Source organism: Undibacter mobilis, assembly GCF_003367195.1.
GTDB classification, from domain to species: domain Bacteria; phylum Pseudomonadota; class Alphaproteobacteria; order Rhizobiales; family Xanthobacteraceae; genus Pseudolabrys; species Pseudolabrys mobilis.
The window spans coordinates 1,111,699-1,137,820 of the sequence record NZ_QRGO01000001.1; the positions used below are offsets into that span (position 1 = coordinate 1,111,699).

Annotated in this window: 25 protein-coding genes; 12 read left to right on the forward strand and 13 right to left on the reverse strand. The window is 62.8% G+C overall.

The features are described 5' to 3' along the window. The first annotated feature begins 4 nt into the window (after positions 1-4). Entirely contained in the window at positions 5-988 is a 984-nt protein-coding gene (locus DXH78_RS05190; RefSeq protein WP_115516059.1) for a sensor histidine kinase, read from the forward strand. Between the two features lie 127 nt (positions 989-1,115). Continuing rightward, positions 1,116-1,583: an SET domain-containing protein gene (locus tag DXH78_RS05195; RefSeq protein WP_210209508.1), complete on the forward strand. Its 468-nt coding sequence runs from the start codon at positions 1,116-1,118 to the stop codon at positions 1,581-1,583. 235 nt (positions 1,584-1,818) lie between these two features. Here the strand turns inward: DXH78_RS05195 and DXH78_RS05200 are convergent, their stop codons facing one another. From DXH78_RS05200 to DXH78_RS05225, 6 genes are all read right to left on the reverse strand, one after another. Next, positions 1,819-2,844 carry a ParB/RepB/Spo0J family partition protein gene (locus tag DXH78_RS05200; RefSeq protein WP_347337758.1) on the reverse strand — a complete coding sequence of 342 codons (1,026 nt, stop codon included), beginning with the start codon at positions 2,842-2,844 and terminating at the stop codon, positions 1,819-1,821. Positions 2,845-2,901: 57 nt separating this feature from the next. Beyond that, positions 2,902-3,798: a ParA family protein gene (locus tag DXH78_RS05205; RefSeq protein ID WP_115516060.1), complete on the reverse strand. Its 897-nt coding sequence runs from the start codon at positions 3,796-3,798 to the stop codon at positions 2,902-2,904. A gap of 20 nt (positions 3,799-3,818) precedes the next feature. Further along, positions 3,819-4,490: a 16S rRNA (guanine(527)-N(7))-methyltransferase RsmG gene (gene rsmG, locus DXH78_RS05210; protein ID WP_115516061.1), complete on the reverse strand. Its 672-nt coding sequence runs from the start codon at positions 4,488-4,490 to the stop codon at positions 3,819-3,821. Then, positions 4,487-6,373 (reverse strand): tRNA uridine-5-carboxymethylaminomethyl(34) synthesis enzyme MnmG, encoded by a 1,887-nt coding sequence (gene mnmG / locus DXH78_RS05215; RefSeq protein ID WP_115517729.1) that lies wholly within the window; start codon positions 6,371-6,373, stop codon positions 4,487-4,489. The genes rsmG and mnmG overlap by 4 nt, the downstream gene beginning before the upstream one ends. 77 nt (positions 6,374-6,450) lie before the next feature. Then, on the reverse strand, positions 6,451-8,043 hold the full coding sequence (gene mnmE, locus DXH78_RS05220; protein ID WP_115516062.1) for a tRNA uridine-5-carboxymethylaminomethyl(34) synthesis GTPase MnmE: 1,593 nt from the start codon (positions 8,041-8,043) through the stop codon (positions 6,451-6,453). A gap of 57 nt (positions 8,044-8,100) precedes the next feature. Then, complete coding sequence (locus tag DXH78_RS05225) at positions 8,101-8,490, reverse strand: RidA family protein (protein WP_115517730.1); 390 nt, start codon at positions 8,488-8,490, stop codon at positions 8,101-8,103. Between the two features lie 167 nt (positions 8,491-8,657). Here DXH78_RS05225 and DXH78_RS05230 point away from each other — a divergent pair, with 167 nt between their 5' ends. Then, the gene (locus DXH78_RS05230) at positions 8,658-10,259 is read left to right on the forward strand and encodes a carboxylesterase/lipase family protein (RefSeq protein ID WP_115516063.1); all 1,602 of its coding nucleotides are present in this window, start codon (positions 8,658-8,660) and stop codon (positions 10,257-10,259) included. 69 nt (positions 10,260-10,328) lie between these two features. After that, the gene (locus DXH78_RS05235) at positions 10,329-10,706 is read left to right on the forward strand and encodes a DUF2147 domain-containing protein (RefSeq protein WP_115516064.1); all 378 of its coding nucleotides are present in this window, start codon (positions 10,329-10,331) and stop codon (positions 10,704-10,706) included. A gap of 4 nt (positions 10,707-10,710) precedes the next feature. Here DXH78_RS05235 and DXH78_RS05240 read toward each other — a convergent pair whose 3' ends face one another. Continuing rightward, positions 10,711-11,382 carry an alpha/beta hydrolase gene (locus DXH78_RS05240; RefSeq protein WP_115516065.1) on the reverse strand — a complete coding sequence of 224 codons (672 nt, stop codon included), beginning with the start codon at positions 11,380-11,382 and terminating at the stop codon, positions 10,711-10,713. A gap of 176 nt (positions 11,383-11,558) precedes the next feature. Here DXH78_RS05240 and DXH78_RS05245 point away from each other — a divergent pair, with 176 nt between their 5' ends. Both DXH78_RS05245 and DXH78_RS05250 read left to right on the forward strand, forming a co-directional pair. After that, positions 11,559-11,948 carry a DUF2147 domain-containing protein gene (locus DXH78_RS05245; protein ID WP_115516066.1) on the forward strand — a complete coding sequence of 130 codons (390 nt, stop codon included), beginning with the start codon at positions 11,559-11,561 and terminating at the stop codon, positions 11,946-11,948. Between the two features lie 85 nt (positions 11,949-12,033). Further along, positions 12,034-14,079, forward strand: a complete 2,046-nt coding sequence (locus tag DXH78_RS05250; RefSeq protein WP_115516067.1) for a thioredoxin domain-containing protein — start codon at positions 12,034-12,036, stop codon at positions 14,077-14,079. Here DXH78_RS05250 and DXH78_RS05255 read toward each other — a convergent pair whose 3' ends face one another. Together DXH78_RS05255 and gcvA are read right to left on the reverse strand one after the other, a co-directional pair. Further along, positions 14,080-16,410 (reverse strand): transporter substrate-binding protein, encoded by a 2,331-nt coding sequence (locus tag DXH78_RS05255; RefSeq protein ID WP_115516068.1) that lies wholly within the window; start codon positions 16,408-16,410, stop codon positions 14,080-14,082. It abuts the gene before it with no gap. 130 nt (positions 16,411-16,540) lie between these two features. After that, positions 16,541-17,503, reverse strand: a complete 963-nt coding sequence (gene gcvA / locus DXH78_RS05260) for a transcriptional regulator GcvA (protein ID WP_115516069.1) — start codon at positions 17,501-17,503, stop codon at positions 16,541-16,543. A gap of 136 nt (positions 17,504-17,639) precedes the next feature. On the opposite strand from gcvA, the gene DXH78_RS05265 reads away from it, so the two are divergent. Continuing rightward, positions 17,640-17,870, forward strand: coding sequence for a hypothetical protein (locus tag DXH78_RS05265; protein ID WP_115516070.1), 231 nt, complete (start codon positions 17,640-17,642; stop codon positions 17,868-17,870). 77 nt (positions 17,871-17,947) lie between these two features. Here DXH78_RS05265 and DXH78_RS05270 read toward each other — a convergent pair whose 3' ends face one another. Next, positions 17,948-18,886 carry a LysR family transcriptional regulator gene (locus DXH78_RS05270; protein ID WP_115516071.1) on the reverse strand — a complete coding sequence of 313 codons (939 nt, stop codon included), beginning with the start codon at positions 18,884-18,886 and terminating at the stop codon, positions 17,948-17,950. A 116-nt stretch (positions 18,887-19,002) separates the two neighbouring features. Between DXH78_RS05270 and pcaH the strand changes: the two genes are divergently transcribed. Together pcaH and pcaG are read left to right on the forward strand one after the other, a co-directional pair. After that, on the forward strand, positions 19,003-19,782 hold the full coding sequence (pcaH, locus tag DXH78_RS05275) for a protocatechuate 3,4-dioxygenase subunit beta (protein WP_115516072.1): 780 nt from the start codon (positions 19,003-19,005) through the stop codon (positions 19,780-19,782). A 3-nt stretch (positions 19,783-19,785) separates the two neighbouring features. Next, complete coding sequence (gene pcaG, locus DXH78_RS05280; RefSeq protein ID WP_115516073.1) at positions 19,786-20,406, forward strand: protocatechuate 3,4-dioxygenase subunit alpha; 621 nt, start codon at positions 19,786-19,788, stop codon at positions 20,404-20,406. Positions 20,407-20,480: 74 nt separating this feature from the next. On the opposite strand, the gene rho is transcribed toward pcaG, so the two are convergent. From rho to hemE, 3 genes are all read right to left on the reverse strand, one after another. After that, positions 20,481-21,746 (reverse strand): transcription termination factor Rho, encoded by a 1,266-nt coding sequence (gene rho / locus DXH78_RS05285; RefSeq protein WP_115516074.1) that lies wholly within the window; start codon positions 21,744-21,746, stop codon positions 20,481-20,483. A 298-nt stretch (positions 21,747-22,044) separates the two neighbouring features. Next, positions 22,045-22,467: a protoporphyrinogen oxidase HemJ gene (hemJ, locus tag DXH78_RS05290; protein ID WP_115516075.1), complete on the reverse strand. Its 423-nt coding sequence runs from the start codon at positions 22,465-22,467 to the stop codon at positions 22,045-22,047. Positions 22,468-22,591: 124 nt separating this feature from the next. Beyond that, positions 22,592-23,632, reverse strand: a complete 1,041-nt coding sequence (gene hemE / locus DXH78_RS05295) for a uroporphyrinogen decarboxylase (protein ID WP_430727490.1) — start codon at positions 23,630-23,632, stop codon at positions 22,592-22,594. Between the two features lie 362 nt (positions 23,633-23,994). Here hemE and DXH78_RS05300 point away from each other — a divergent pair, with 362 nt between their 5' ends. The 3 genes from DXH78_RS05300 (at position 23,995) to coaE (ending at position 26,119) form a co-directional block, all read left to right on the forward strand. Further along, positions 23,995-24,831, forward strand: a complete 837-nt coding sequence (locus tag DXH78_RS05300) for a pyruvate, water dikinase regulatory protein (protein WP_115516076.1) — start codon at positions 23,995-23,997, stop codon at positions 24,829-24,831. A gap of 70 nt (positions 24,832-24,901) precedes the next feature. Beyond that, a complete protein-coding gene (locus DXH78_RS05305; RefSeq protein WP_115516077.1) occupies positions 24,902-25,510 on the forward strand; it encodes a Maf family protein in 609 nt (202 codons plus the stop codon). A 12-nt stretch (positions 25,511-25,522) separates the two neighbouring features. After that, entirely contained in the window at positions 25,523-26,119 is a 597-nt protein-coding gene (gene coaE / locus DXH78_RS05310; RefSeq protein ID WP_115516078.1) for a dephospho-CoA kinase, read from the forward strand. Positions 26,120-26,122: the final 3 nt, after the last annotated feature.

A 26,122-nucleotide genomic window follows, 5' to 3' on the forward strand; every position in this document is an offset into this window, starting at 1 on the left:
CATCATGCACCGCCTGTCCAATGTCATGAATGCGATGGTGCGCCGCGGGCCCCGTCCGGGCTCGTTCGAGGCCTATGGCATCGCGATTGCCTGCGTCCTCGCCGCCACTTTGGTGCGGCAGGTCGCCGATCTGCTGGCGCCGAATACCATCTACTTCGCCACCTTTATCCCGGCGCTGCTGTTCGCCGCGCTGATCGGCGGGCTGGCCGCAGGCGCGACCGCGACGCTGCTCGGCGGCTTCATTACCTGGTGGATGTTCTTCGAGCCGCGCTTCAGCTTCGAATTGGCAACGAAGAATCATCTGGTCGCCGTGACGCTGTATCTGTTCGCCGGCGCGCTGATCGTCTGGACCGCCAATCAGTATCGCGAACTTCTGGCGAAGATCGACGAAGAGGAAAAGTATCGCCGCATTGTCGTCGATGAGCTGAGCCACCGGGTCCGGAACAAACTCGCCACCATTTACGCCATTCTTCGCCACGAACTGCGCGACCAGCCGAATATTTGGGATACCGTCTCCGGGCGACTGCAAGCCTTGTCCGCAGCCGACGATTTTCTCAACCGTGATGAAAAGGCCGGTGTCGAGCTGACCGCGTTGCTCGGCATGGAGGTTGAACCGTTTGGGGTCGATCGTTTCACCTGCTCGGGCCCGCCGGTTCAGCTGTTCGGCAAGCTGCCGATGGTTCTGGCGCTCGTCTTTCATGAGTTGACGACCAACGCCGCCAAATACGGCGCGCTGGTCAACCCCGGCGGACACATTCACATCGTCTGGCAGATGAACGGCGACAGGTTTGAAATCGTCTGGACGGAAACCGGCGGGCCGACCGTCCGCCTCCCGTCGCGCCGCAGTTTCGGCAGCCATTTGGTCGAACGGAGCCTCGACAGTTTCGGCGGCGAGGCCCGGCTGGATTTCGTACAGCAGGGTGTGGTGTGCCGGATCAAGCTGCCCGGCACGCTGGTTCAGCTCGGCGACCGGCCCGCCGCCGGCTAGGCGCGCCCGCCCCGCGACAACGCGCCGTTGGGGACAGGCGGGGTCCCCGCCTTCGTCGCCCCTCCCGTCCGCATGACGGATTTGTTATCGATTCGGGACCGGGCACTCGCCGCGACGAAAGCGTCCCATGCTGCTGGTCAAGACCTATCTCGACAAGAGCGCGATCCACGGCCTCGGCGTTTTCGCTGCGGAGCGCATTCCCAAGGGCACGAAGATCTGGCGGTTCGTCGAGGGTTTCGACCGCTGCTACACGCCAAAGCAGTTTGCGAAACTGCCGAAGGCGGCGCGCGATTTCCTGTCGAACTACGCGTACCGGGTCGATGGCGAAATCCTGTTCACCGTCGATAACGACCATCACATGAACCACGCCGAAAAGCCGAACACGATTCTGCGCGGCGGTTATGTGATCGCGGCACGCACCATTCCCAAGGGTGCCGAAATCACGAACGACTACCGCGAGTTCGACCCTGAACTGTGCGCCGCGTTTCTCAAGACGCCGGCGAAGGCTTTGAATGGGAAGGCGATGAACGGCAAGAGCCATCCGAAAGTGAATGGCAAGTCGCACCCGAAGGCCAACGGCAAGCCGAGGCGGTAGCGATTGTCATGGCCGGGCTTGACCCGGCCATCCCGCTTAGGGACGCATCACTAGCAAACAACAAACTCCGTTCGCCCCCGCGAAAGCGGGGGCCAGTTCTTCATTGCTGAAACTTTAACAAGGTTTGGGTCCCCGCTTTCGCGGGGACGAACGGAGTGTGTGGCCAACGCGCTGTGCGAAACAAAACGGCCGGGCGCTCGCCCGGCCGTGATGACAAATCAAGACGTGACTGGCGCTAGCCGACCCCCAGCTTCCTCAGCACCGCGTCGAGCTGGTCGAGGTCCTTGTACTTGATCTGCAGCGTGCCCTTCTCGCCCTTGGCGTCGATCGACACATCGAGACCGAGCGCATCCGTCAGGCGCCGTTCCAGCGCGCGGATATCCGGGTCCTTCTGTTTGGCAACGCCCGCAGCGATCTTCTTCATCTGAAGATCCATCGTCGCATCGCCGGGCTTGGCGTTATCCTCGCGCACCCACTCCTCGAGCTGACGCACGCTCATGTTCTCGTCCACCGCCATTTCGGCGAGGACCTGCGCATTGGCATGGCCGACGAGGAGACGCGCGTGACCGGCCGACAGCTTGCCTTCACGCACCATGCGCTTGACCGGATCGGGCAGCTTCAGGAGGCGCACCAGATTGGCGACATAAGGCCGGCTCTTGCCGACGATCTGCGCCACCTGCTCCTGGGTGTGATTGCACTGCTCCATCAGCGCGACATAGCCGGCCGCTTCCTCGATGGCATTGAGGTCGGCGCGCTGCACGTTTTCGATGATCGCGAATTCGAGCGACTGCACATCGGTCGCATCGACAATGGCGATCGGCACTTCGTGCAGGTTGGCGCGCTGCGCCGCGCGCCAGCGGCGCTCGCCGGCGATGATCTCGAATTCGTTGTTCGGCAATTGGCGAACGACGATCGGCTGGATGATGCCGCGCTCCTTGATGGAGTCGGCAAGCTCAATGAGCTGCGCTTCGGTAAAGTCGCGGCGCGGATTGCGCGGGTTCGGATGCAGCTTTTCGACCGGCGCCTTGCGCGGACGGCGCGGTGAATTATCGGCGGCCGGCGAATCCTGCGCCGCTTCACCCATCAGCGAGGCAAGCCCTCGACCCAACCGCGAATGATCTGCCATCGCCGCCGCTCCTGATGCCATCGACTCACGCCTTTTCTTGTTGTTGTCGTTCGACTCGTTATCGTTATGTGCCGGCTCGCCGCCCTGCCCGCGGATGCGGGCATCGAGACGCTCCATTCGTTCGGTAACGCTCATGCCGTCATGCGGCGGGACGCTTCCGGTCCGGTTTCGCAAGGGCGGCTTGAGCGACACCTAGCCCGCTTTCAGCTCGCGTTCGCGCTGGATGATTTCGGTGGCGAGCCGCAGATAGGCTTCGCTGCCGACGCATTTGAGATCGTAGACCAGCACGGGCTTGCCGTAGGACGGCGCTTCCGAAATACGCACGTTGCGCGGGATCACGGTGTCGTAGACCTGCTTGCCCATGAACTGGCGCACATCGGCCACCACCTGGTTCGCCAGGTTGTTGCGCGAGTCGTACATCGTCATGACGATGCCGTGGATCGACAGAGTCGGATTGAGGTTCTTCTTCACTTCCTCGACGGTCTTGAGAAGCTGCGACAAACCTTCGAGCGCGAAGAACTCGCACTGCATCGGCACCAGGATCGAATTCGCCGCCGCCATGGCGTTGACGGTGATCAGGTTCAGCGACGGCGGGCAGTCCACCAGCACGTAAGTGAAGTTGAAGGCCGGCGAACCGTTGTTGATGTTGTTGAGCGCCGTGCGCAGCCGGAAGGCGCGGTCGCGCTGCTGGCCGATCTCGAGCTCGAGGCCGGACAGGTCCATGGTCGACGGCGCCAGATGAAGCTGCGGCACTGCGGTCGGGATGACCGCATCGCGCATCGGCGCCTGGCCGGTCATCACGTCATAGGTCGAGGTGCGGCGGGACTGATGCTCGATGCCGAGGCCCGTCGAGGCGTTGCCCTGCGGGTCGAGGTCGACGATCAGCACGTGTTCGCCGATCGCGGCCAGGGCCGTGCCGAGATTGATGGCGGTCGTGGTTTTGCCGACGCCGCCCTTCTGGTTGGCGATGGCGATAACGCGCGGGCCGGCGCCCGGCGTGGCGTTGGCCGAAATACCGGAAGCATTGGGTCGCTCGAACGGCACCACCTGCGGGCCGTTCGGGGGAAGGGTGTCGGGCGTGTCGGTCATTGGCCTGGTCCGATGCGGCTTTAAGTTGCAGGCTGCGTCTTTAAGTTGCGGACGATCACGACGCAGCCGTCGGGACTCGTTTTACTGGGCACTTTGCGAGCGTCCAGCTTCCAATATTTAGAGGCCTCGGTCAATTCAGTATCAACATCTAGTCCTTTGAGGAACAGGCCAGTGGCCCCCCGCTCAATGAGAGGAAACGCCTGATCGCACAGTGTTTTCAATGGGGCGAGCGCCCGCGCGCTCACCACATCCACACTGTTCACAGCACCGGCAACAAATTTTTCGATTCGTTCGGCGTGGACTTGCGCTGGCACGCCGGTTGCGCGAACGGCCTCGCGGAGGAAAGCAGCCTTCTTGCCGTTGCTCTCCACCAGGTGAACCATGGCGCCCGGCGTGTCGGCCAGCACGCAGGCCACCGGAATTGCGGGAAAGCCACCGCCAGAACCTAGATCGATCCAGGTCTTTGCGTCCGGCACCAGATCCATGAGCTGCAGCGAGTCCGCGATGTGCCGGGTCCAGATGTGCGGGATCGTGGAGGGCGAGATCAGGTTCGTCGTCTGCTGCCACCGCAGCAACAGTTCGACATAGATGGCGAGGCGCTGAAGTGTTTCACGTGAAACAGGCGTAAGGGCCAGCGCGCGCGCCTTGTCGCCGGCGAGATCGAGCCCGCCCTGCCCCGTTGCTTTGCTCACGCGCTTTGTGCGGCCGGCTTCTTGCCGCGGCCGCGCTTCACATGAGCAACGAGAAGAGTCAGCGCCGCCGGCGTGATGCCATCGATCTTGGCGGCGTGGCCGATGGTGCGCGGCTGATGCTTGATGAGCTTCTGCTTGGCTTCGTTCGACAGCCCGGGCAGCGACGCGTAATCGAAGTTCTCCGGCAATACGAAGCCTTCGTCGCGCCGATAGGCCTCGATATCGGCGTTCTGCCGGCTCAGATAGACGTCGTATTTGGCGTCGATCTCGATCTGCTCGGCAATCTTCGGCGCCAGACCGCCGAACTGCGGCCAGATGCGCGCCAGATCGCTGATCGCAATATGCGGATAGGACAACAATTCGAATGCTGTCCGCCGCTGGCCGTCCTGATTGAGGGTGAGGCCGTGCTTTTCAGCCTCGTTCGGCGTCAGCGACACCGAATGAGCGAAAGCGCGAGCGTCATCGAGGGCATCCTGCTTGCGGCGATGAGACTGCGCCCTCTTCGTACCCACACAGCCGATGGCAATGCCCTTGTCGGTCAGGCGCTGATCGGCGTTGTCAGCCCGGAGCCGGAGCCGATATTCGGCGCGTGAGGTGAACATGCGATAGGGCTCGTTGACGCCCCGGGTCGTGAGGTCGTCGACCATGACGCCGATATAGGATTCGGCTCGATCGAAGGTGATGGCTTCAGCGCCGGATGCCAGAGCCGCCGCGTTGAGACCGGCCAAAAGACCTTGTGCAGCGGCCTCTTCGTAGCCCGTGGTGCCGTTGATCTGGCCTGCCAGGAACAGCCCGGGCAGCTTTTTGGTCTCCAAGGTCAGCTTGAGCTGCCGCGGGTCGACGAAATCGTACTCGATGGCATAGCCAGGACGGACGATCCGGGTCTTTTCCAGCCCCGGGATCGAGGCGACGATGGCGGCCTGCACCTCCTCCGGCAGCGACGTCGAGATGCCATTGGGATAGACGGTCGTATCGTCCAGCCCTTCCGGCTCCAGAAAGATCTGGTGGCCGTCACGCTCGCCAAAACGGACGATCTTGTCCTCGATCGACGGGCAGTAACGCGGCCCGGTCGAAGCGATCTGTCCGGAGTACATCGGCGAGCGATGGACATTGGCGCGGATGACCTCATGGGTCGCCGGCGTGGTCCGGGTGATGCCACACTCGATCTGAGGAGTCGTGATCCGCTCGGTCAGCATGGAGAATGGCTCCGGCGGCGCGTCGCCGGGCTGCATCTCGAGCGCCTTCCAATCGATGGTGCTGCCGTCGAGCCGCGGTGGAGTGCCGGTCTTGAGACGGCCAAGCGTCAGACCGGCCCTTTCCAGGGTCTTAGACAGGCCCAAAGCCGGGGCCTCACCGACACGGCCGGCCGGAATCTGTTTCTCACCGATATGGATGAGGCCGCGCAGGAAGGTGCCGGTGGTCAGAACCACTGCGGCGCAGGCGATTTCCCGGCCGTCGGCCAGTCGAACACCGGCCACCCGGCCGGCCTTGACGATGAGATCGTCCGCCTCGCCCTGCACGAAGTCGAGGTTCGGCGTAGCCTTGATCGCGGCCTGCATGGCGGCGGCATAGAGCTTGCGGTCGGCCTGGGCGCGCGGTCCGCGGACGGCGGGCCCCTTGCGGCGGTTCAGAACCCTGAACTGGATGCCGCCCTGGTCCGCAACCCGACCCATCAGACCATCGAGGGCGTCGATCTCGCGCACCAGATGGCCCTTGCCGAGCCCGCCAATCGCGGGATTGCAGGACATGGCGCCGACGGTTTCGAACTTGTGCGAAATCAGCGCCGTACGCGCACCCATCCGCGCAGCCACGGCGGCGGCTTCACAGCCCGCGTGGCCGCCGCCGATTACGGCGACGTCGAATTGGATGCTCCTATCGGACATGCCCGTCCCTTTACCGGACGAGCCCAAAACGGTCAAAACCTTCGTCGCCCAATGTTTCACGTGAAACATTGGCGTCCTCATTTGCCGATGCAGAAATCCCGGAAAATGATGTCCAGGACGTCCTCGACGTCCACCCGCCCCGCAAGGCGTCCGAGTTCCATGGCGGCCTGCCGGAGCTGCTCGGCCAGAAGCTCTTCCTCCCCGCCGGTACTCCAAGACCGGTCAAGGGCGCCGTTCAAAATATGCTGCACTGCAGCAAGAATGTCGCGGTGCCTTGCGCGCGCCACCAACGACTGTTCGGCGCCGGCCAGCATCGTCGCCGCGAAGGATGAGAGACGGCTCATCAGCCGATCCAGCCCAAGACCTTCCGAGGCCGAAAGGATGAACTCATCTTCACTCGAAAACGAAACACCATATTCATTCTTATAAGCACTTGTTTTATCACTTAAAATACCCGTGGACAAAGACGGATTTCTTGATTCATTTATATTGACAGCGCTCGCCAAGGCTGCCCGAGAGCGGCCGGCCTGGGTGGCAGCCTGAGCGCCGCCTCTCCGACGCGGCGTGCTCTCGGCTGCGCTGGCGGCGCCGATCTTGGCTCCGCTCGCATTTCCCATTGTGCGCAGCATTTCCGCATCCATGCTGCGCACAAGATCGGCCTTGTTCCTGATCTGCCAAACCGGGACCGCGCGACCCGCCTCGGCCAAGTCCGGTGTCGGCGCGTCCGACTTTCCCGCACTCGCGTCGGTCACCCACAGCACCAGGTCGGCCGCGGCCGCCCGTTCGCGGGCCCGGCGTACTCCCTCCATCTCGACCGGATCGCCGGTCTCGCGAACGCCGGCCGTGTCGAGCAAAGTCAGCGGATAGCCCCCGAGGTCGAGATGCACCTCGATCACGTCGCGGGTGGTTCCGGCATAGGGAGACACGATCGCGACTTCGCGCCGCGCCAGGCGGTTGAGCAAGGTGGACTTCCCGGCGTTCGGCGGTCCCGCGATGGCGACGACCAGCCCGTCGCGCAGCCGCTCGCCGCGCCGACCATCGGCCAGCGCGGTGGCGATCTCGTCCCGCAATTCCTGCACGATCGCGAGTGCCGGCCCGACCAGATCCTCCGGCACATCGGCCTCGTCCGAAAAATCAATGCGGGCCTCAACCAGCGCCAGCGCGCGGACGAGCCGTTCGCGCCACGCTTCAGCGCGATCGCCGAGCTGACCTTTCATCTGTCGGAAGGCGAGCCGCCGCTGGGCTTCGGTCTCGGCAGACACCAGATCGGCCAGGCCTTCCACGGCCGTCAAATCGAGCTTGCCGTTTTCGAAGCCACGCCGCGTGAACTCGCCCGGCTCCGCCATCCGCAAACCGTCGATACGGCTGAGCGCATCGAGAATGCCGGCGATCACCGCCGGGCCGCCATGGCCCTGTAATTCGGCGACATCTTCGCCGGTCTCGCTGTTCGGCGCCGGAAACCAGAGCGCCAGCGCCTCATCGATGATTTCGCTGGATTCTGGATCGCGGATACGGGCGATCCGCGCCTGGCGCGGCGCCGGAATTTTCACGCCGAGCGCTTCCAGCGCGGCGCCAGCGCGCGGACCGGAAATGCGGATCACGGCAATGGCGGCAGGCGGCCGACCGGAGGAGAGGGCGAAAATCGTTGAGCGAGAAGAGTCCGGCATCATGCAGCAGGCAAACGCCCAACTGCGCCTCACGTCAAGACTGAGCGTCGCGACGAGGCATCAGCTCCGCTTGCCCACGTAAGCCATGCACTCAAGCTCCAGCTGCGCGCCGAGCGCGAGGCCGTTGCAGCCGAAGGCCGAGCGGGCGGGCAGCCGCCCCGGATCGAAATAAGTGACATAGACCTTGTTGAAGTCCGGCCACTTCGCCATGTCGGCCATCATCACCGTCACCTTGAAGACGTCGGCAAAGGAGAGGCCGTTTTCCTTCAAGACCGCGCCGATATTCTCCATGGTCTGACGCGCCTCGGCCTCCATGCCGCCCGGCACCAGCTCAAGCGTGCCCGGCCTGTTGCCGAGCTGACCCGACAAATAAAGCACATCACCAACCTGCACGGCCTGGCTGAAGGGGAGCTTGAGGGCCTGCGCCGCAGGTGAATTTATGAACTTCATGAACGTTCGTCCGCCCTTTGCATGCAAATCGACAATCTGCCGGAACATCGTATTCGTGCCAGCAGGCACTCTACGCAATTTCGCTTAATTGAACTTTGCCGAATGGCTGGTCTCATGAACCCAGCAAGCTCGGCCTGGACCGGCGGCAAAATATAAGCGGACAAACGATGACGAAATGCTTCTGGATGACGTCGGCGATAAGTCTCCTTCTGTTGGCCGGTTCGCCGGCTCTCGCGCAGAAGAACGATCCCGCCGTCGTGCGCACGACCACCGGTCCGCTGCGCGGCGTCATCCACGACGGCTTGCGCGAGTTCAAAGGCATTCCCTATGCGCAGCCGCCGGTCGGCGATCTGCGCTGGGCGCTGCCCAGGCCTGCCAAGCCATGGAAGGACGTCCGGGATGCAACGATGTATGGCGCGGCCTGCCCGCAGGTCTCGCGCTACGGCCTGACCGAAGCCAGCAACGATGAAGACTGCCTGACGCTCAACATTACCGCACCCTACGATGGCAAGCCTTCGCGCAAGAAGCCGGTGTTCGTGTGGATCCACGGCGGCGCCTTTGTGGGCGGCTCAAGCGCGCTCTACCCACTGGGCAATCTGGCCACGGCCGGTGATCTCGTCGTCGTGTCGCTCAACTACCGGCTCGGCGTGTTCGGCTTCATGGCGCATCCTGGTTTCGACAAATCCTATAACGGCGGCTACGGCCTCAAGGATCAGCGCCTGGCGCTGACCTGGGTGAAGAAGAACATCGCCGCTTTCGGCGGCGATCCGAACAACATCACTATCGCCGGCGAGTCGGCCGGCGGTGCCGGCGTGTGCATGCATGTTATTGCGCCGCAGGAAACGCGCGGCCTGTTCAACCGGGCCATAATGCAGAGCGCCGGCTGCGCCACGCCGATGCACACCGTGAAGGAAGCGGCCAAGATCGGCGAGGCCGTCGCCAAAGCGGTCGGCTGCACCGACGCCAAAACAGCCGTCGCCTGCATGCGCAAAAAGCCGGTGGCCGACCTGACCGCAGCGGCGAGCAAGGCCGGCGAAAGCGACCTCATGGCTTTTGAGCCAGCGGTCGGCGCCAGGACGGTACCGCTTCAGGCCGCGGAGGCGTTTCGCACCGGCCAGTTCGTGCGCGTGCCGGTGATCAACGGCGGTACGCGCGACGAAATGCGACTTTATCTCGCTTATGAAGTTCAGGCCGGCGCGAAGGTCACCGCCGACAATTACGCCGACAAGATCAAGGCAATCTACGGCGCCAATGCCGACGCCATCGTGAAAAAGTACCCGGCGGCGAACTATTCATCGCCGGCTGCCGCACTCGGCACCGTGATGTCTGACTTCCACCCCACGGTGGGACTGAACAACTGCATCTATCTCGAACAGGCCAAACTGATGCGCAAACGTGTGCCGGTCCATGAACTGGTGTTCGGCGATCGCGACGCGCCGCCAGTGACCACCGACCCCGGATTCGAAATGGGCGCCGTCCACTCGTCCGAGCTGCCCTATTTCTTTCCGCACTTCGACAACACCAGCAAGGTCGCGGGACCGGACCTGAAGCCGGCATCGCTGGCGATGGCGAAACAAATGACGGCCTACTGGACGAGCTTTGCCCGAAACGGCAAGCCGGTCGCAACGAACGGCCCGGCCTGGCGGCTGTTCAAGGCGGATGGCGACGTCATGCGCTTCGATCCGGGCAAGGTGGGGCCGTTCGATGCCGGCGCCGCGCACAATTGCGCCTTCTGGAAAACGCTGTATCCGGCCTATCTGACACAATAGGGTCGTTCGGCTTCACCGGCGAAGCGGCTGACGTCCCAAGCGCCGCTTCCCCTATCGCGATCGGTATTCATGCTCGATCTTCTCGCCTCCAGCATCATCGCGGTCTTCACCGGACTTCTGAGTGTCCCGACGCCAGCCGCGACGCCCATCGGTCTTTGGCAACACGCCGACGCGTCAATCGAGGCACGCTTCTATCCGTGCGGCGACAAGCTGTGCGCCCGCGTCACCGCGGCCAAGGCGAGCAATCGCTCGATCCGGAGCGGCACCATGCTGGTCCAGAACGCAGCCCTGACCTCTCACAATATGTGGGAGGGGCGGGTGCTGGATGTCGACAACGGCAATGTCGTTGCCGGCGTCATCACCTTGCACAGCCGCGATACACTCAACCTCAAAAGCTGCACGGCCTTGGTGTTCTGCCGCATCGACACCTGGAACCGCGTCAACTAATGGCTCATCGAAAACCGGCGGCCAGCGCCACAACTTTGCCGTCGAGCCCCAGGAAGCCGTGATGCGATTTGGCCTGGCAAGGATTGCCGACCGTCTGGCCGCCATCGAGCCAAGCCACGCGCGCCTTGCCGCCCGCCCATTTGATGAAAGGCTCAACGCCCGCCGGCTGTGTGAAGCGACAGCCATCCTGCCGATGATGAATGACGAGCGTGGGCGGTAGCCGTTCCGGTGACCCCAGAATACCCATGACGTGTCGATCCGGACCGGATTCGCGGCTGAGAAAGCCAGCGGTGAGCACAAGAGCGTCGGGCCTCGCGCCACGGGCGATGCCACCTGCCGCGCGCAAGGTGCCGCGGCTGGTCGCGATCACCGTCACCGGACTCTTGATCCCGCGCATGTAATTCACGGCCGCTGCGAGATCGACATTGGCGTCAACGACCAGCACGGCGAGCCCCTGCGCCTTGTAGGCCTCGCGCGTGCGCACCAGCTGATTGTTCTTGAGGTTGCCAATACTTCCGCCGGGACCCGCCTGCAGGTCGCCATCGCCGCCCGGCAACAGGATCACGCTGGCCTTCGGCGATGCCGGTTTCAGCAACACCGCCTTCGAACCGTCGATCGTCACGGTTTCATCTGCCCAAGCCGGGCTCGCCAAAGCGAGCGCCGCAGCAAAAGCCATAATGCACCTGATTGTCATATTCGCCCCCGCAATCTTTAACGCGTCATTCTCCCGAGCCTAGGCGAAGGCGCGTATGAAACAAACTGTGCCGCACTGCGCCGACGATTGTGCGCGGCACACGACAGGCATTGGCCGCCGTTCCTGCTAGACTCCGCGCAACGACAAAGGAGGAAACGATGGCCAGGACCATTTCAAAAGTTGCCTCGCGCATGGCTGCGGCTTCAATGCTTGTTGCCTTCTCCACGGCCGCTTTCGCCAATGACCCCACCGGGACGTGGGTGCGGCCTTCCACCGGTACGCAGGTGAACTTCTACAACTGCGGCAGCAAACTCTGCGCGCGCATCACGGCCGTCAAAGATCAATCCCGCAAGAATACGATCGGCACCGTCATCATGAAAGGCGCGGCGAAGTCGGGCGACAACACCTGGAAGGGCGACTTGCTCAATACCGAAAACGGCAAGACCTATTCCGGCGTCGTCACACTCGAGGGCGCCAATGCGCTGAACCTGAAAGGCTGCGTCGCAGTCGTCATGTGCAGTGGCGAGACGTGGCAGAGGGTGAAGTAGGTTTGTCCGTCATTCCGGGACGCCGCGGCGCCCTGGAATGACGATCACGGGGACATTTCCCGCCGTGACACGTTAGTGTGTCGCCATGACAGCGCCCTCGAATCCGCCCCACACCAACCGCCTTGCTGCGGCAACGTCGCCTTACTTGCTGCAGCATCAGCACAATCCGGTCGACTGGTGGCAGTGGGGCCCCGAAGCGCTCGCGGAGGCGAAAAAGTCGAACCGGCCCATCCTGCTGTCGGTGGGCTATGCCGCGTGCCACTGGTGCCATGTCATGGCGCATGAAAGCTTCGAGGACGAAGCCACCGCGGCGGTGATGAACGCGCTGTTCGTCAACATCAAGGTCGACCGCGAGGAGCGGCCGGACATCGACCAGATCTACATGAACGCGCTGCATCTGCTGGGCGAGCAGGGCGGCTGGCCGCTCACGATGTTCCTGACGCCGGCCGGCGAGCCGGTGTGGGGCGGCACCTATTTTCCGAAAGAGGCCAAGTTCGGCCGCGCGGCCTTCACCGACATTTTGCGCGAGGTGTCGCGGCTGTTTCGCGAGGAGCCGGACAAGATCGAGCAGAACCGCGCAGCCCTCATGGCGCGCCTCGCCGAGGCAGCACATCCGGCAGGCAAGGCCACCATCGGGCTCAAGGAGCTGGACGGGGCAGCACGGCAGCTCGGCAACGCCTTCGACAGCGTCCGGGGCGGGCTGCGCGGCGCGCCGAAATTCCCGCAGGCGGCGCTGTTCGAAATGCTGTGGCGTGCCGGCCAGCGCACCGGCGACGCGCGGTTCTTCGAGCTTTTCGACCTGACGCTGACCCATATTTGCGAGGGCGGCATCTATGACCACCTCGGCGGCGGCTTTGCCCGCTACTCCGTGGATGAGCGCTGGCTGGTGCCGCATTTCGAGAAGATGCTGTACGACAATGCCCAGCTTCTCGCCCTTCTTGCTGCAGCATGGACCCGCAGCAAAAACCCGCTCTACCGCGCCCGGGCGACCGAGACCGTCGGCTGGCTCAAGCGGGAAATGACCAACGCAAACAAGGCTTTCTGCTCATCCCTCGATGCCGATTCGGAAGGTGAGGAGGGCAAGTTCTATGTCTGGTCGCTGGCGGAAATCCGGGACATCCTGGGCGCGGACGCCGACTATTTCGCAGCGCAATATGATGTGACCGCCGAAGGCAACTTCGAAGGTCACAATATTCTCAACCAGCTCAAGCACTTACCGCGCACAATAGAGGACGGCGCGGCAGGGCGGCCTGGCGAGGCCCGGTTGGCCATGTTGCGCGGTAAGTTGGTGATCGAGCGTGAGAAACGTATCCGGCCTGGACTTGACGATAAGGTCCTGGCGGACTGGAATGGGTTGATGATCGCGGCGCTGGCCGAGGCTGCGACCGCGTTCGACGCGCCGGAGTGGCTCGTCATGGCGCGGCAGGCTTTCGACTTCGTTTCCGATCAAATGACGCACGACGACCGGCTCGGCCATTCCTGGCGCGCCGGGCAATTGCTGCTGCCGGGGCTGGCCTCCGACTACGCCTGCATGATCAAGGCGGCGCTGGCGCTCAACGAGGCGACCGGCCAGCGCGCCTATCTCGACCGCGCCGTGACCTGGCAGCAAGCGCTCGACCGGCACTACACCAATCCCGCCAATGGCGGCTACTTCCTCACCGCCGACGATGCCGAAGGGCTGATCGTGCGGCCGGCGAGTGCAAGCGACGACGCCACGCCGAACCCGAATGCCGTTGCCGCCGAGAATCTGGTGCGGCTTGCCGCGCTCACCGGCGACGATCAATGGCGCATACGGGCGGACGCATTGCTCGAGGGCATTCTGGCCGGCGCAACGCAGAACCTGTTCGGCCATGTGGCGCTGCTCAACGCGCTCGATTTCCGGCTGCGCGCCGCCGAAATCGTCTGCACGGGACCGGACGCCGAAACCTTCGCGCAAGAGGCTCTGAAGCTGCCGCACCTGTCCCGCATCGTGCTGCGCGCGCCGTCGGCCGACTCGCTTCCGCCATCGCATCCGGCACAGGACAAGGTGAAAGCGATATCGGGAAGTTCGGCCTTCATTTGCGTCGGCGAGCGTTGCTCGCTGCCGGTGACGGATCCGGGCAAGATCGCGGAGGCGGTTAAGGCGTTCTGATCAACCCGCCTTCTTGAGAACCTTAGCCGCGCCGAGCCACTGGCTCCACGGCTCCGGCGCGATGAGACCGCTGCTGATACGCACCGGCCAAATAACGTTGCTCGCATCCATACGGCCGATCACCGATGGTTTGTGCAGATGCTGGTTGTCCGGGTCGAGGCGAACGTCGAAGCCCGACGGCGCGCGGATCGTACGGCCGGCTAGCGCACGGCGCACCGCCTGTGTTTCCGTGGTACCGGCCGCGGTGACTGCCTGAACCCAGAGATTGAAACCAATCCATGTCGCTTCCATCGGATCGTTGGTCAGCGCCTTGTCGTCACCGGTGAAGCGGCGCCATTCGGCGATGAATGCGTGATTCTCCGGCGTGTCCAGGGTCTGCAGATAATTCCACGCCACCATGTGGCCGATGAGATTGCGTTCATGCAGCGCCGGCATTTCCGCTTCGCCCAATGACAGGCTCATCACCGGCAGAATGTCAGCATCAAGGCCCTGACGGGCGCGCTCACGGAAAAAATGGACATTGGAGTCACCCGACAGCGTGGCAATGATGGCACCGCCCTTGCCGCAGAACTTGCGGATGCGATGTACCGTGTCGCGCCAATCGGTTTCGTCGAATGGCGTATAAAGTTCGTCCACCGCATCGTCGCCGATATTATGCGCATCCTTGAGATAATTGCGGATGATGGCGTTGGTCGTGCGCGGATAGACGTAATCGGTGCCGACAAGGAAGAAGCGGCGGCGGCCAAGCTCGATCAGATGATCGACGGCGGGGAGGGCCTGTTGCTGCGGCGTCGCGCCGGTGTAGATGACATGCGCCGACTGCTCCTGACCTTCGTATTGGCTCGGATAGAACAGCAGGCCATTGTACTGCGCCAATACCGGCAATACCTGCTTGCGCGAAGCTGAGGTCCAGCAACCGAAAATGGCCGCCGCCTTGTGGTCGCGCAACAGCGCTTCGGCCTGGCCGGCATAGGCTTTGACGTCCGAGCGCGGATCGAGGATTGCCGCTTCGACCGGACGGCCGAGTAGGCCGCCTGCTTCATTGAGCTTCTCGATCAGCATTACCAGCATCTGCTGCAGCGGCCGCTCGCTGGCGGTCAGCGTGCCGGACAGCGAATGCAGGATGCCCACTTTGATCGAGCCGTGGTCAAGATCAGCAAAGTAGCGGCTGACCGACGCGGTCAGCGATTGCGCGCGGGCGATCAGATCATCGGCCGTGGACAGCACCGCATCGCCGGCCCCGGCGACATCGGAGACGACGGCGCGAATGCTCGGCAAGGTCTCGCTGACGGTGACGGCGACTTTGCGGGCATCAGTGCCGATGTGGTCCAGCTTGGCAATCTGCTGCTCCATCAGCCGGGTGACGTTTTCGTTGACCTGGCTCATCGCCGCAACACTCTGGTCAACGGCCACAATGGCTTCGGCTGCTTCGTTCACCGCGGCCTGAATATCATGGACCTGGGTCGAGACTTCCTTGGTCGCCATCTCGGTGCGGCGCGACAACTCCTTGACCTCGGCGGCGACGACCGAGAAGCCGCGGCCGGATTCGCCGGCCCGCGCCGCTTCGATCGTCGCATTGAGCGCCAGCAGCGAGGTCTGCTTCGCGATCGCCTGGATCAGCTTGATGACCTGTTCGATCCGCGCGGCGGCGAGCCCGAGGTTGCGCATGGTCTCGTCGGCGCGCGCCAGCTCGGTGACCGTGCGCGTGGTTGCAGCGCGGGCCTCATCCACCTGGCGTGACGAAGTGACCGCCAGCGCCTGCACGTCGCGCGCCGCAGCCGCAACGCCAGCGACTTCCTCCGCGGCCTGGGCGGCAGCGTCGGATGAATACATTACCTGCTGCGCCATCAGGCGATTGGTCTGCGCCAATTCATCGGCCGTGCCGCGGATACGTTCGCCGGCCATGGTGAAAGCATTGACGACGTCGTCGATGGCACGGCGGAAATTGCCAGTGAAAAAATGGCGGCCGGCATGATGCAGCCGCGCTTCTGTTTCGCGGCGGCTCTGATCGACCGACAAGGTATCGGCCTCGATCAAGGCGGCACGGATCTGGCTCGCAGTGTCGCCGAAGTTACGAATCGCGCCGTCGCCAAGGCGCTCCGGCAGGCTGGTATAGCGATCGCCGCCGGCAATGGCGCCGATCGAGGCAATGATCGCAGCCAGCCGGCTTTCGGCAAATGAACCGACAGCCAGCGCCCCGCCAAGACCGACAGCAAGCGCGATCCAGATCGAACCCGACAAATAGAACGCCGCAACGACGGCGTTGCAGACAACAAACACCGGCACCGCGATCCACAGGGCGGGCCGCGGAATTCGATTTCGGGCGGACATTCCAAACTCGATTTTCGGAAAGTTTCGCCTATCAAAGTCGCCCGAATATGGTTTCCAAATTCTTGTCGCAGGTGCGCAAACACCGCATCAATTGTCGGCAAACGCGCTCAAGTTTTAGGCGCGATTCCGATCACCGCTTCTTTGTATTCGTGTCGTGCGCCGCACCGTGCCTGATCGAGCGCCAATCGAGCGCCGCGATTTCGTCCTTGATCCAATCGCGGAATGCATCCGCGGCCGGCGGCCGTTTCCGGTTCTTGGGGCCCACCAGATAAAATGCGCGATTGGATCCCAGAGCCAGCGGAAACGGCATGACAAGATGGCCGCTGCGCAGATCGTCATAGGCCAGGATGTCGTAAGTCAGCAGCACGCCAGCGCCTTCGCAGGCGGCGTCGAGTGCATGATCGGCGCTATTGAAACGCAGGCCGCGCCGCAGATCCACCGCGCCTGAGCCCGCGGTTTTAAACCAGACGCTCCAATCCGGCCGCGCAACCGGTGCCGGAAGCGACTCGTCATGGATGAGGCGGAAACGCGCGAGATCGTCCGGCGAATGGATCGGTCCGTGCTTTTCCAGAAGCCGCGGGCTGCAAACCGGCACGAAGTACACGTCGGTCAGCAGGTCAAATTCGAGCGTGGCGTCAGGCTTCGGCGGCACCGCCATATTGCGCAACGCCATGTCGATGCCGTCATTGACGAAGTTGGCATTCGTGGCGGTCGCTGAAATACGAATATCGATGTCAGGATGGGCAGCCGCGAACCGATAAAGCCGCGGCACCAGCCATTTCGCTGTCAGGCCCGGCGAGGTGCTGAGCACAAGCACGCGCCCGCTCTTCGCGGCATCGAAAGAAGCCACCGCATCGCGGATATGGGCAAAGCCGGTTTGCAGGCCTGGATAGAGCTGCCGGCCGGCGGCCGTGAGCGCAATGGCGCGCACGCGACGCTCGAACAGCTTGACGCCCAGCATCTCCTCAAGAGCGCGGATCTGGTGGCTGAGCGCCCCGGGGGTGACGTTCAGCTCGCCCGCCGCCTGGGTCAGGCTCAAGTGGCGTGCCGCCGCCTCGAAAGCACGCAGCGCGGATAGCGGGGGCATGGCCATGGGCACCTCACACCTATGATTGAGGTTAGCTCAACTATCGCCTGAGACCTTATCCTTTGCCGAAAGGCCTTAATAGAGCGATTCTGGCACCATAGAGTTGAGCTTTACTCAACAGCCAGAGTCACGGAGGTTTGCCATGGCCATTGCTCGCCCGCTGGGATTTCAAGTGATCGCCTTGCCGTCGGTCCAAGAACCCAAGCCCGGTCTGCTGCGTCGCCTGTTCGACTCGCTGCTCGAATCACGAGAGCAACACGCCCAGAAGACAGTGGACGCTTATGTCGCCCGCAACGGCTCACGCCTCACCGACAGTCTGGAGCGGGAGATTGGCGAGCGTCTTCTGGACGGCGGCGTGAAATTTCGTCCGTAGGCAAATCCCCATCGCCTGTGCGGACCCCTCTCAACCGCACGCGCGCGAGGCCGCCCGTAGTTCCCCTCCGGGCGGCCTCACTTGTTTGCCGGAGACGCGTTCCGACCGCGACCGATAAGGTCGTGCGCAGTGCGCTCGAGCTCGCCGCGCAGAAACACGTGTGCTGGGTCGCTCTGGAAGCGCTGGTGCCAGACCATGTACATCGGCAGATCGGTGATACCGTCTTTGAGCGGAATGGCGGCCTGCGCGAAGGGCTTCATCATGCCGCCGCGCAACAGGCTCGGCATCGAGACCAGCAGATCGGTGCCCTGAAGGAAGGCCGGCACGCCATAGAAGTTCGGCACCTCGATCGCGATATCGCGCGCGATCTTTTTCGCCGCCAGCCGCCGGTCGAATTCCAGCCGTTCATTGTCCGGATAGACCACCGTGATGTGGCGCGCTTTGAAATAGGCATTGAGGTTGCGCGGCGCCGCGCGGCTCGCGGCGTCGTAGAAGCAGACATAGCGGTCGCGGAATAACAGGCGCTGGAATACATCGGTGGCAACCGGCGGCCGCGGCGTGATCAACAGATCGCAGCGTCCCTCACGCAGCATCTCGCCGCTCGGCAACCCGGAGGGAATGACGCGCAGGTCGATGCGCTCGGTCTGCATCGACAACCGCGCCAAGAGCGGCGGCAGCAACAGATCGCGCTGGAAATCATTGGCTGCGACGGTGAGCGACAGCCGCGCCGTCTTCGGGTCGAAGGCAGCGCCCTGGGCAAACGCCTTCATACCGTCGAGCAGGTCGCGCGCACGGGCTGCCAGCGAATGGGCGTGCGCGGTAGCGACAATGCCGCGGCCCGATTTGACGAACAGCGGATCGGCGACGATCGAGCGCAACTTATCGAGGCCGTGGCTGACCGCCGATTGCGTGACGCCAAGCCGGGACGCCGCGGCGGTGACCGAGCCCTCCTCGAGCACGGCCAGGAAAAGCCGCAGGTTCTGGCCATCGAGGGCCGAATAATCGATTTTGCTCATGTATTACATGATAATCATTCTATTTATCGGCGCTATCGAAATCGCTCATCCTGTCCCGAAGTCGGCGGCTCCTTATCCAGCCGCCATTTTTTATGGGAGCAGCTCAAGGAAACCCGATGAACATCCAGGGACAGCCATTCGTCGCCGACGAGCCGGGATCCGTGCATCCGCAGCACAATCCGCTCGAATTCTTCTCGCGCGACCGCGCGATGCAGCCGCCGGCCTATCAACCGATCTACAAGACTTCGGTGGCGCGTTCCCCGCGCCGCGCGCTTTTATCGCTCGACCAGTCGCTCGGCGACATCACTGGCCCGGTGTTCGGCCACAACGACATCGGCTTGCTCGATAACGACCTGATCCGCAACTACGCCAAGACCGGCGATCCAATCGGCGAGCGCATCATCGTGCACGGCCGCGTGCTCGACGAATGTGGACGACCGGTGCCGCGCACGCTGGTTGAATTCTGGCAGGCCAACGCCTCGGGTCGCTACCGGCACAAGAAGGATACGTATCTCGCGCCGATCGATCCGAACTTCGGCGGCTGTGGCCGCACGCTCACCGACGAGAACGGCTACTACTATTTCCGGACCGTCAAACCCGGCCCGTATCCGTGGCGCAACTACGTCAACTCATGGCGCCCCGCCCATATCCACTTCTCGATCTTCGGCACCGGCTTCATCCAGCGCCTGATCACCCAGATGTATTTCGAGGGCGATCCGCTCATCAAGATCTGCCCGATCGTCAATGTCGTGCCGGACAGGGACGCCATCGATCGTCTGATCGCACCCCTCGATGTCAACGCGGCGGTGCCCGACGACTGTCTCACCTATCGTTTCGACATCGTTCTGCGGGGCCGCCGCTCCACCTTGTTCGAGAACCGGCTGGAGGGAAACTGACCCATGGCGCAGCAACTTGCATACCTCAAAGAAACCGCGTCGCAGACGGCGGGTCCCTATGTCCACATCGGCCTCATTCCGCATATGGCCGGCTTCGACATCTTCCAGAACAATTTCGGCGGCGTGCTCGCCGGCGCCGATACGCCCGGTGAACCGATCGCCATCGAAGGCCGCGTCATTGACGGCACCGGCGCGCTGGTGCGCGATGCGCTCGTCGAAATCTGGCAGGCCGACGCCAATGGTCACTACGCCCATCCGGCGGACAAGCGGCAAGCCGCCGCCGGCTTCCGCGGCTGGGGCCGTACCGGCACCGATTTCGACACCGGCGTGTACCGCTTCGACACCATCAAGCCGGGCCGCACGCCCTGGCGCAACGGCAAGATCTCGGCGCCGCATATCAATGTCTGGATCGTCGCCCGGGGCATCAATATCGGTCTGCAGACGCGGATGTACTTCTCGGACGAAGAAGCCGCCAATGCCGACGACCCGGTGCTGAATGCGATCGAACACAAGAGCCGCGTGCCGACCTTGATCGCCAAGCGACAGGACAAGCCGGGCAAGGCGACCTATCTGTTCGACATCGTGCTGCAGGGCGACAACGAGACGGTGTTCTTCGACATCTGACGCGGCCGTACCGCAACAACAAAAAAGGCCGGGCGCAATGCCCGGCCTTTTCATTTCAGCGCTTAATCGGCGCGTTACGTGTTCATGCTCTCGAAGAACTCGGCATTGCTCTTGGTGTTGCGCAGCTTGTCGAGCAGGAAGTCGATCGCGTCCATCGTGCCCATCGGGTTGAGAATACGGCGCAGGACGTACATCTTCTTGAGCGTGTCCTTTTCCGTGAGCAGCTCTTCCTTGCGGGTGCCCGATCGCGTGATGTCGATCGCCGGGAAGGTGCGCTTGTCCGCGACCTTGCGGTCGAGGATGAGTTCGGAGTTGCCGGTGCCCTTGAATTCTTCGAAGATGACTTCGTCCATGCGGCTGCCGGTGTCGATCAGCGCGGTGGCAATAATGGTGAGCGAGCCACCTTCTTCGATGTTACGCGCGGCACCGAAGAAGCGCTTCGGCCGCTGCAAGGCGTTGGCGTCGACACCGCCGGTCAGCACCTTGCCGGAGGACGGCACCACGGTGTTGTAGGCGCGACCGAGACGGGTGATCGAATCGAGCAGGATCACGACGTCGCGGCCATGCTCGACCAGGCGCTTGGCCTTCTCGATGACCATTTCGGCAACCGCGACGTGGCGGGTCGCCGGTTCGTCGAAGGTCGAGGAGATGACCTCGCCCTTCACCGAGCGCTGCATGTCGGTGACTTCTTCCGGGCGCTCGTCGATCAGAAGAACGATCAGATAGCACTCGGGATGGTTCGCCGTGATGGCGTGCGCGATGTTCTGCAGCAGCACGGTCTTGCCGGTGCGGGGCGGCGCCACGACCAGCGCGCGCTGGCCCTTGCCGATCGGTGCGACGATGTCGATGACGCGGGCCGACAGATCCTTCTTGGTCGGATCGTCGTGCTCCATCTTCAGCCGCTCGTCCGGATAGAGCGGTGTCAGGTTGTCGAAGTTGATCTTGTGGCGCGCCTTCTCCGGGTCCTCGAAATTGATCGTATTGACCTTGAGCAGCGCGAAGTAACGTTCGCCTTCCTTGGGCGAGCGAATCTGGCCTTCGACGGTATCGCCGGTGCGCAGGCCGAAACGGCGGATCTGCGAGGGCGAGACGTAGATGTCGTCCGGGCCGGACAGGTAGTTCGATTCCGGCGAGCGCAAAAAGCCGAAACCGTCGGAGAGAACCTCGACCACACCTTCGCCGATGATTTCGATCTCCTGCGCCGCGAGCTGCTTCAGGATCGCAAACATCAATTCCTGCTTGCGCAGGGTTGAGGCGTTCTCGACCTGGTGCTCTTCGGCGAAAGCCAAAAGTTCGGCGGGGGTTTTGGACTTGAGGTCCTGGAGTTTCATTTCCCGCATGGGGGGTAGGATCCTTGAAAGGCAAACCGGGCTTGGTCCGAGAACCTTGGCCTTGAAAAATTCGGGGCCAGCGCCGAGTAAACAGTGGGAGTGAGTTCGCAGGTCTGGGGAGGCGCGGGGCTTTTCAGGAGAAGGTCCTGGAGCCTGCGACGGTTCCGAACGGCTCGGTTCCGGTACGCGACTTCATCCGCCTGCGTTCGGTGGGATGGTGCCAAGATAAGTGAGGCCGGGATTTCGCGCAAGGGGCGCAAGAAGGGCGAGGGGGCCGGCTCCCATCGCGGCTTCCCGTCAAGCCGGCCTAGAATGGTTTGACCACCACCATGATCACAATGAAGATCATGAGAAGCGTTGGTATTTCGTTGATAATACGAAAGAATTTCGCACTTTTGACGTTGCGGCCGGCGGCGAAATCCTTCGCCCAGCGGCCAAGAAACCCGTGAACTGCGCTCATGGCGACAACCGCCGTCAGCTTGGCATGCAGCCAGCCGGCGCTCAGCCAGCCGCCCTCCAGCATCAGCACCAAGCCGGCGATCCAGGTCACCGCCATGGCCGGCGTCATGATGAAATGCAGCAGACGATGCTCCATGACCTCGAAGGTCCTGGCCTGCTGCGAGCCCGGTTCGGCGCTGACGTGATAGACGAACAACCGCGGCAGATAGAGCATTCCCGCCATCCACGAGATGACGGCGACGATGTGCAGCGCTTTGATCCAGAGATACATAGTCGCTTTCTCGGCACGCCATTCTTCGAGGCGCGGGCTTTGCCCTCGCATCTCAGGACGACCTGATCTCACATCGGCGCAAGTCCGTCATCCAGAGCTGTGCCTCGAAGGATCACAGTCCCCGTTATCCCCGCACTCGCTTCAGCATCTGCTCGACATGGGCGATCGGGGTTTCTGGCAGAATGCCGTGACCAAGATTGAAGATCAGCGGCCGGTCAGCCATCGTCAGCACATCATCGACCTCACGATCGAGCGCCGTACCGCCAGCCAGCAGCGCAAGCGGATCGACATTGCCCTGAATCGGCACCCGTGGCTGCAGGATGTCATGCGCCAGGCTACGCGGAAACATCCAGTCAAGACCGATGGCATCGACGCCGGTCACTTCGACGTAAGGCAACGCCATTGCGCCGGCGCCACGCGGAAAACCGATGATCTTGGCGCCCGGAACTTGTGCGCGTACGCCGGCAACAATCTTTTCGGTCGGCTCCATGCACCAGCGATCGAACTGTTCTGGCGGCAGAATGCCAGCCCAAGTATCGAAAATCTGCACGCAATCAGCACCGGCCTTAAGCTGGCCGACGAGATACTCGATTGAACCGTGCACCAGACGATCGATGATGCGCTTGAAATTCTCCGGATCGCGATAGGCGAACAATCTTGCCGGCGCCTGATCGGAGGTCCCTTCACCGGCCACCATGTAGGTTGCCACGGTCCAGGGCGCCCCGCAGAAGCCGATCAAGGTCGTATTGTCAGGCAGCCCTGCCTTGACGCGCCGAACCGTCTCATAGACCGGCGCAAGCACATCGTGATCGACGCGATCCCGCAAGTCAGACAGCGCTGCCGCGTCCTTCATTGGCTCGAGCTTCGGCCCTTCGCCGGCAAGGAACTCGACCTTGCGTCCCAGAGCGAGCGGCATGACGAGGATATCGGAGAACAAAATCGCAGCGTCGAAGTTGAAACGCCGGATCGGCTGCAAGGTCACTTCAGCCGCAAGTTCCGGATTGAAACAGAGATCGAGAAAACCACCCGCCTTGGCACGTACCTCGCGGTACTCCGGCAGATAGCGGCCTGCTTGCCGCATCATCCAGACCGGCGGAATGTCCTGCGCATGACCTTCAAGGACACGCAGCAGGGGCTTTGTCCCCACGTGGTTCGCTTGCACGATGCTCTTCCTAAAGAATCCTTAAAATCTATTTGTAGTAGTAGTTGGTCGGTTGATTTGACTCATGACTCGCAGTCAACAATCTGTCCACTGCCTTGCCGGTCATGATTCAGAATCCCATCCTTTTCGCGGCGACGACATCCACGCCGAAAAGCGCTCCATTGCGCCATTTAAGCGACTTATCCAACTCTGTCCCCAGAGCACTGTCCACATTGGGACCCGCCCTGTCGTCCGATCTGCTTTCGTTCGTCCCCGAGGACGGCGGTGTGGACAAAAATTGACCTATCCCGCCGCGCCCGCTTACATGCCGGTCCCGGGGTCCAAACCATCCCCGGCAATCCACACTTTGCCCGGCCGCCATACAGATGTCCGATACAGGCTACTTTCATTTGCATCTGGTGTCCGACGCGACCGGCGAAACGCTGATCACGGTCGCGCGCGCCGCGGCCGCGCAATATGCCAATGTATCGCCGGTCGAGCATCTTTATCCGATGGTGCGCTCGAAGAAGCAGCTCGACCATTGTCTCGCCGAAATCACCGAGTCGCCGGGTCTCGTCCTCTATACCTTGCTCGAAGAGGATCTGATTCAGCTTCTCGAGGACAAATGCCGCGACCTTGGTCTGCCCTGCATGTCGGTACTGGGGCCGATCCTGCGCCTGTTCCAGTCCTATCTCGGTACCGAAACCATCCACCGCGCCGGTGCGCAGCACGTTCTTAATGCGGAATATTTCAATCGTATCGACGCCCTTAATTACACGATGATGCATGACGACGGCCAGCATGTCGCCGGCCTAGACGACGCCGACGTGGTCCTGATCGGCGTGTCGCGCACCTCGAAGACACCGACCTCCATCTATCTCGCCAATCGCGGTATCAAGACCGGCAACGTGCCGTTGGTGCCCGGCGTGATGCTGGCGCCGGAAGTCGAAAAGCTGACGCGCCCCCTGGTCGTCGGGCTCTATGCCAGCCCTGAGCGTATTGTGCAGATTCGCGAAAACCGCCTGCTCGGTTTGAAGGCGCACCGCGACGACGATCGCTATATCGACAAGGCCGCCGTTGCGGAAGAGGTCGCCTATTCTCGCCGGCTTTGCGCCAAGCACAACTGGCCGTTGATCGACGTGACGCGGCGCTCGATCGAGGAGACCGCGGCCGCCATTGTCAAACTGCTCGGCGAACGGCGGCGACAGCCGGCCTCGATGTAAATTGTCTGGTGTCACTCCGGTACGCAGGCGCTAGCGTCCCGGCCGACTCCCGAATGACGAAAGAAAAATCATGCCTCTCTGGTTAGGCCAGCAGCCATTGGTTCTTGCATCGAAGAGCGACATCCGCGGCAAGATTCTCGCCGCCGCGGGGCTGCGTTTCGGTATTCGGCCGGCCCAGATCGACGAACGCGCCGTCGAGGCGGACGCGAAAGTGAGCGACGCTCTGGCCGCCGCGCGGCTGCTGGCGCGGGCGAAAGCCATGGCGGTGGCCGCGCAAATGCCCGGTCATGTCGTGCTCGGTGCTGACCAGACTTTGGCGCACGGCTCGGCGCGCCTGACCAAGCCGGCCAGTCGCGAGGAGGCGTCGTCGCAACTGCGGATCTTGCGCGGCCGCACGCACGAACTGCATTCCGGCCTCGCAGTGGTGCGCGATGGCGAGGTGCTGTTCGAACTCGTCGATACCGCGCGGTTGACCATGCGCGACTTTTCCGATCGTTTTCTCGACGATTATCTCGATATGACAGGAGACGTTGCGCTGACCAGCGTCGGTGCCTATCAGCTCGAAGGTATCGGTATTCATCTGTTCGACCGCGTCGATGGCGATTACTTCACCATTCTCGGGCTGCCGCTGTTGCCGCTGTTGAAGTTCTTTCGCGACAGCAACATGGTCGATGGCTGAGAGACAAAAGCAATGTTTGTGCTTGGCCTGACCGGCTCGATCGGCATGGGAAAAACGGCGACGGCGAAGATGTTCGCCGACGAAGGCATACCAGTGCAGGACGCCGACGCCGCGGTCCATGCGCTCTACGAAGGCAAGGCGACGGCGCTGATCGAAGCGGCCTTTCCCGGGACGACAGCGGACGGAAAGGTCGACCGCGCCAAACTCGGCGCGATGGTCATCGGCAAGCCGGATGCGATGGCGAAGCTGGAAAAGATCGTGCATCCGCTGGTCGCGCGGGAACGCGACGATTTCCTGACCGGCGCCGAAAAGGCCGGCGCCGACATTGTGGTTCTCGATATACCGTTGCTCTACGAGACCGGCAGCGATCTGAACTGCGACGCCGTGGTGGTGGTCTCAGCGCCCGCCGAACTGCAGCGCGAGCGCGTCCTGGCGCGCCCCGGCATGACCGAAGAGCGTTTTGCCGCCATTCTGGCCAAGCAGATGCCGGATGAGCAAAAGCGGGCCCGGGCCGATTTCATCGTGGATACGTCGCGCGGTTTCGACGCGGCGCGCGATCAAGTGCGTGAGATTTTGCGCCAGGTGCGTAAGATGGCGAATCAGCAGTAAGAC

Bases quoted from the DNA above. Each gene is read 5' to 3' on its own strand.
- DXH78_RS05190 (WP_115516059.1), top strand. From the start codon at position 5: ATGCACCGCCTGTCCAATGTCATGAATGCGATGGTGCGCCGCGGGCCC.
- DXH78_RS05195 (WP_210209508.1), top strand. From the start codon at position 1,116: ATGCTGCTGGTCAAGACCTATCTCGACAAGAGCGCGATCCACGGCCTC.
- DXH78_RS05200 (WP_347337758.1), bottom strand. From the start codon at position 2,844: ATGAGCGTTACCGAACGAATGGAGCGTCTCGATGCCCGCATCCGCGGG.
- DXH78_RS05205 (WP_115516060.1), bottom strand. From the start codon at position 3,798: ATGACCGACACGCCCGACACCCTTCCCCCGAACGGCCCGCAGGTGGTG.
- mnmG (WP_115517729.1), bottom strand. From the start codon at position 6,373: ATGTCCGATAGGAGCATCCAATTCGACGTCGCCGTAATCGGCGGCGGC.
- mnmE (WP_115516062.1), bottom strand. From the start codon at position 8,043: ATGATGCCGGACTCTTCTCGCTCAACGATTTTCGCCCTCTCCTCCGGT.
- DXH78_RS05225 (WP_115517730.1), bottom strand. From the start codon at position 8,490: ATGAAGTTCATAAATTCACCTGCGGCGCAGGCCCTCAAGCTCCCCTTC.
- DXH78_RS05230 (WP_115516063.1), top strand. From the start codon at position 8,658: ATGACGAAATGCTTCTGGATGACGTCGGCGATAAGTCTCCTTCTGTTG.
- DXH78_RS05235 (WP_115516064.1), top strand. From the start codon at position 10,329: ATGCTCGATCTTCTCGCCTCCAGCATCATCGCGGTCTTCACCGGACTT.
- DXH78_RS05240 (WP_115516065.1), bottom strand. From the start codon at position 11,382: ATGGCTTTTGCTGCGGCGCTCGCTTTGGCGAGCCCGGCTTGGGCAGAT.
- DXH78_RS05245 (WP_115516066.1), top strand. From the start codon at position 11,559: ATGGCCAGGACCATTTCAAAAGTTGCCTCGCGCATGGCTGCGGCTTCA.
- DXH78_RS05250 (WP_115516067.1), top strand. From the start codon at position 12,034: ATGACAGCGCCCTCGAATCCGCCCCACACCAACCGCCTTGCTGCGGCA.
- DXH78_RS05255 (WP_115516068.1), bottom strand. From the start codon at position 16,410: ATGTCCGCCCGAAATCGAATTCCGCGGCCCGCCCTGTGGATCGCGGTG.
- gcvA (WP_115516069.1), bottom strand. From the start codon at position 17,503: ATGGCCATGCCCCCGCTATCCGCGCTGCGTGCTTTCGAGGCGGCGGCA.
- DXH78_RS05265 (WP_115516070.1), top strand. From the start codon at position 17,640: ATGGCCATTGCTCGCCCGCTGGGATTTCAAGTGATCGCCTTGCCGTCG.
- DXH78_RS05270 (WP_115516071.1), bottom strand. From the start codon at position 18,886: ATGAGCAAAATCGATTATTCGGCCCTCGATGGCCAGAACCTGCGGCTT.
- pcaH (WP_115516072.1), top strand. From the start codon at position 19,003: ATGAACATCCAGGGACAGCCATTCGTCGCCGACGAGCCGGGATCCGTG.
- pcaG (WP_115516073.1), top strand. From the start codon at position 19,786: ATGGCGCAGCAACTTGCATACCTCAAAGAAACCGCGTCGCAGACGGCG.
- rho (WP_115516074.1), bottom strand. From the start codon at position 21,746: ATGCGGGAAATGAAACTCCAGGACCTCAAGTCCAAAACCCCCGCCGAA.
- hemJ (WP_115516075.1), bottom strand. From the start codon at position 22,467: ATGTATCTCTGGATCAAAGCGCTGCACATCGTCGCCGTCATCTCGTGG.
- DXH78_RS05300 (WP_115516076.1), top strand. From the start codon at position 23,995: ATGTCCGATACAGGCTACTTTCATTTGCATCTGGTGTCCGACGCGACC.
- DXH78_RS05305 (WP_115516077.1), top strand. From the start codon at position 24,902: ATGCCTCTCTGGTTAGGCCAGCAGCCATTGGTTCTTGCATCGAAGAGC.
- coaE (WP_115516078.1), top strand. From the start codon at position 25,523: ATGTTTGTGCTTGGCCTGACCGGCTCGATCGGCATGGGAAAAACGGCG.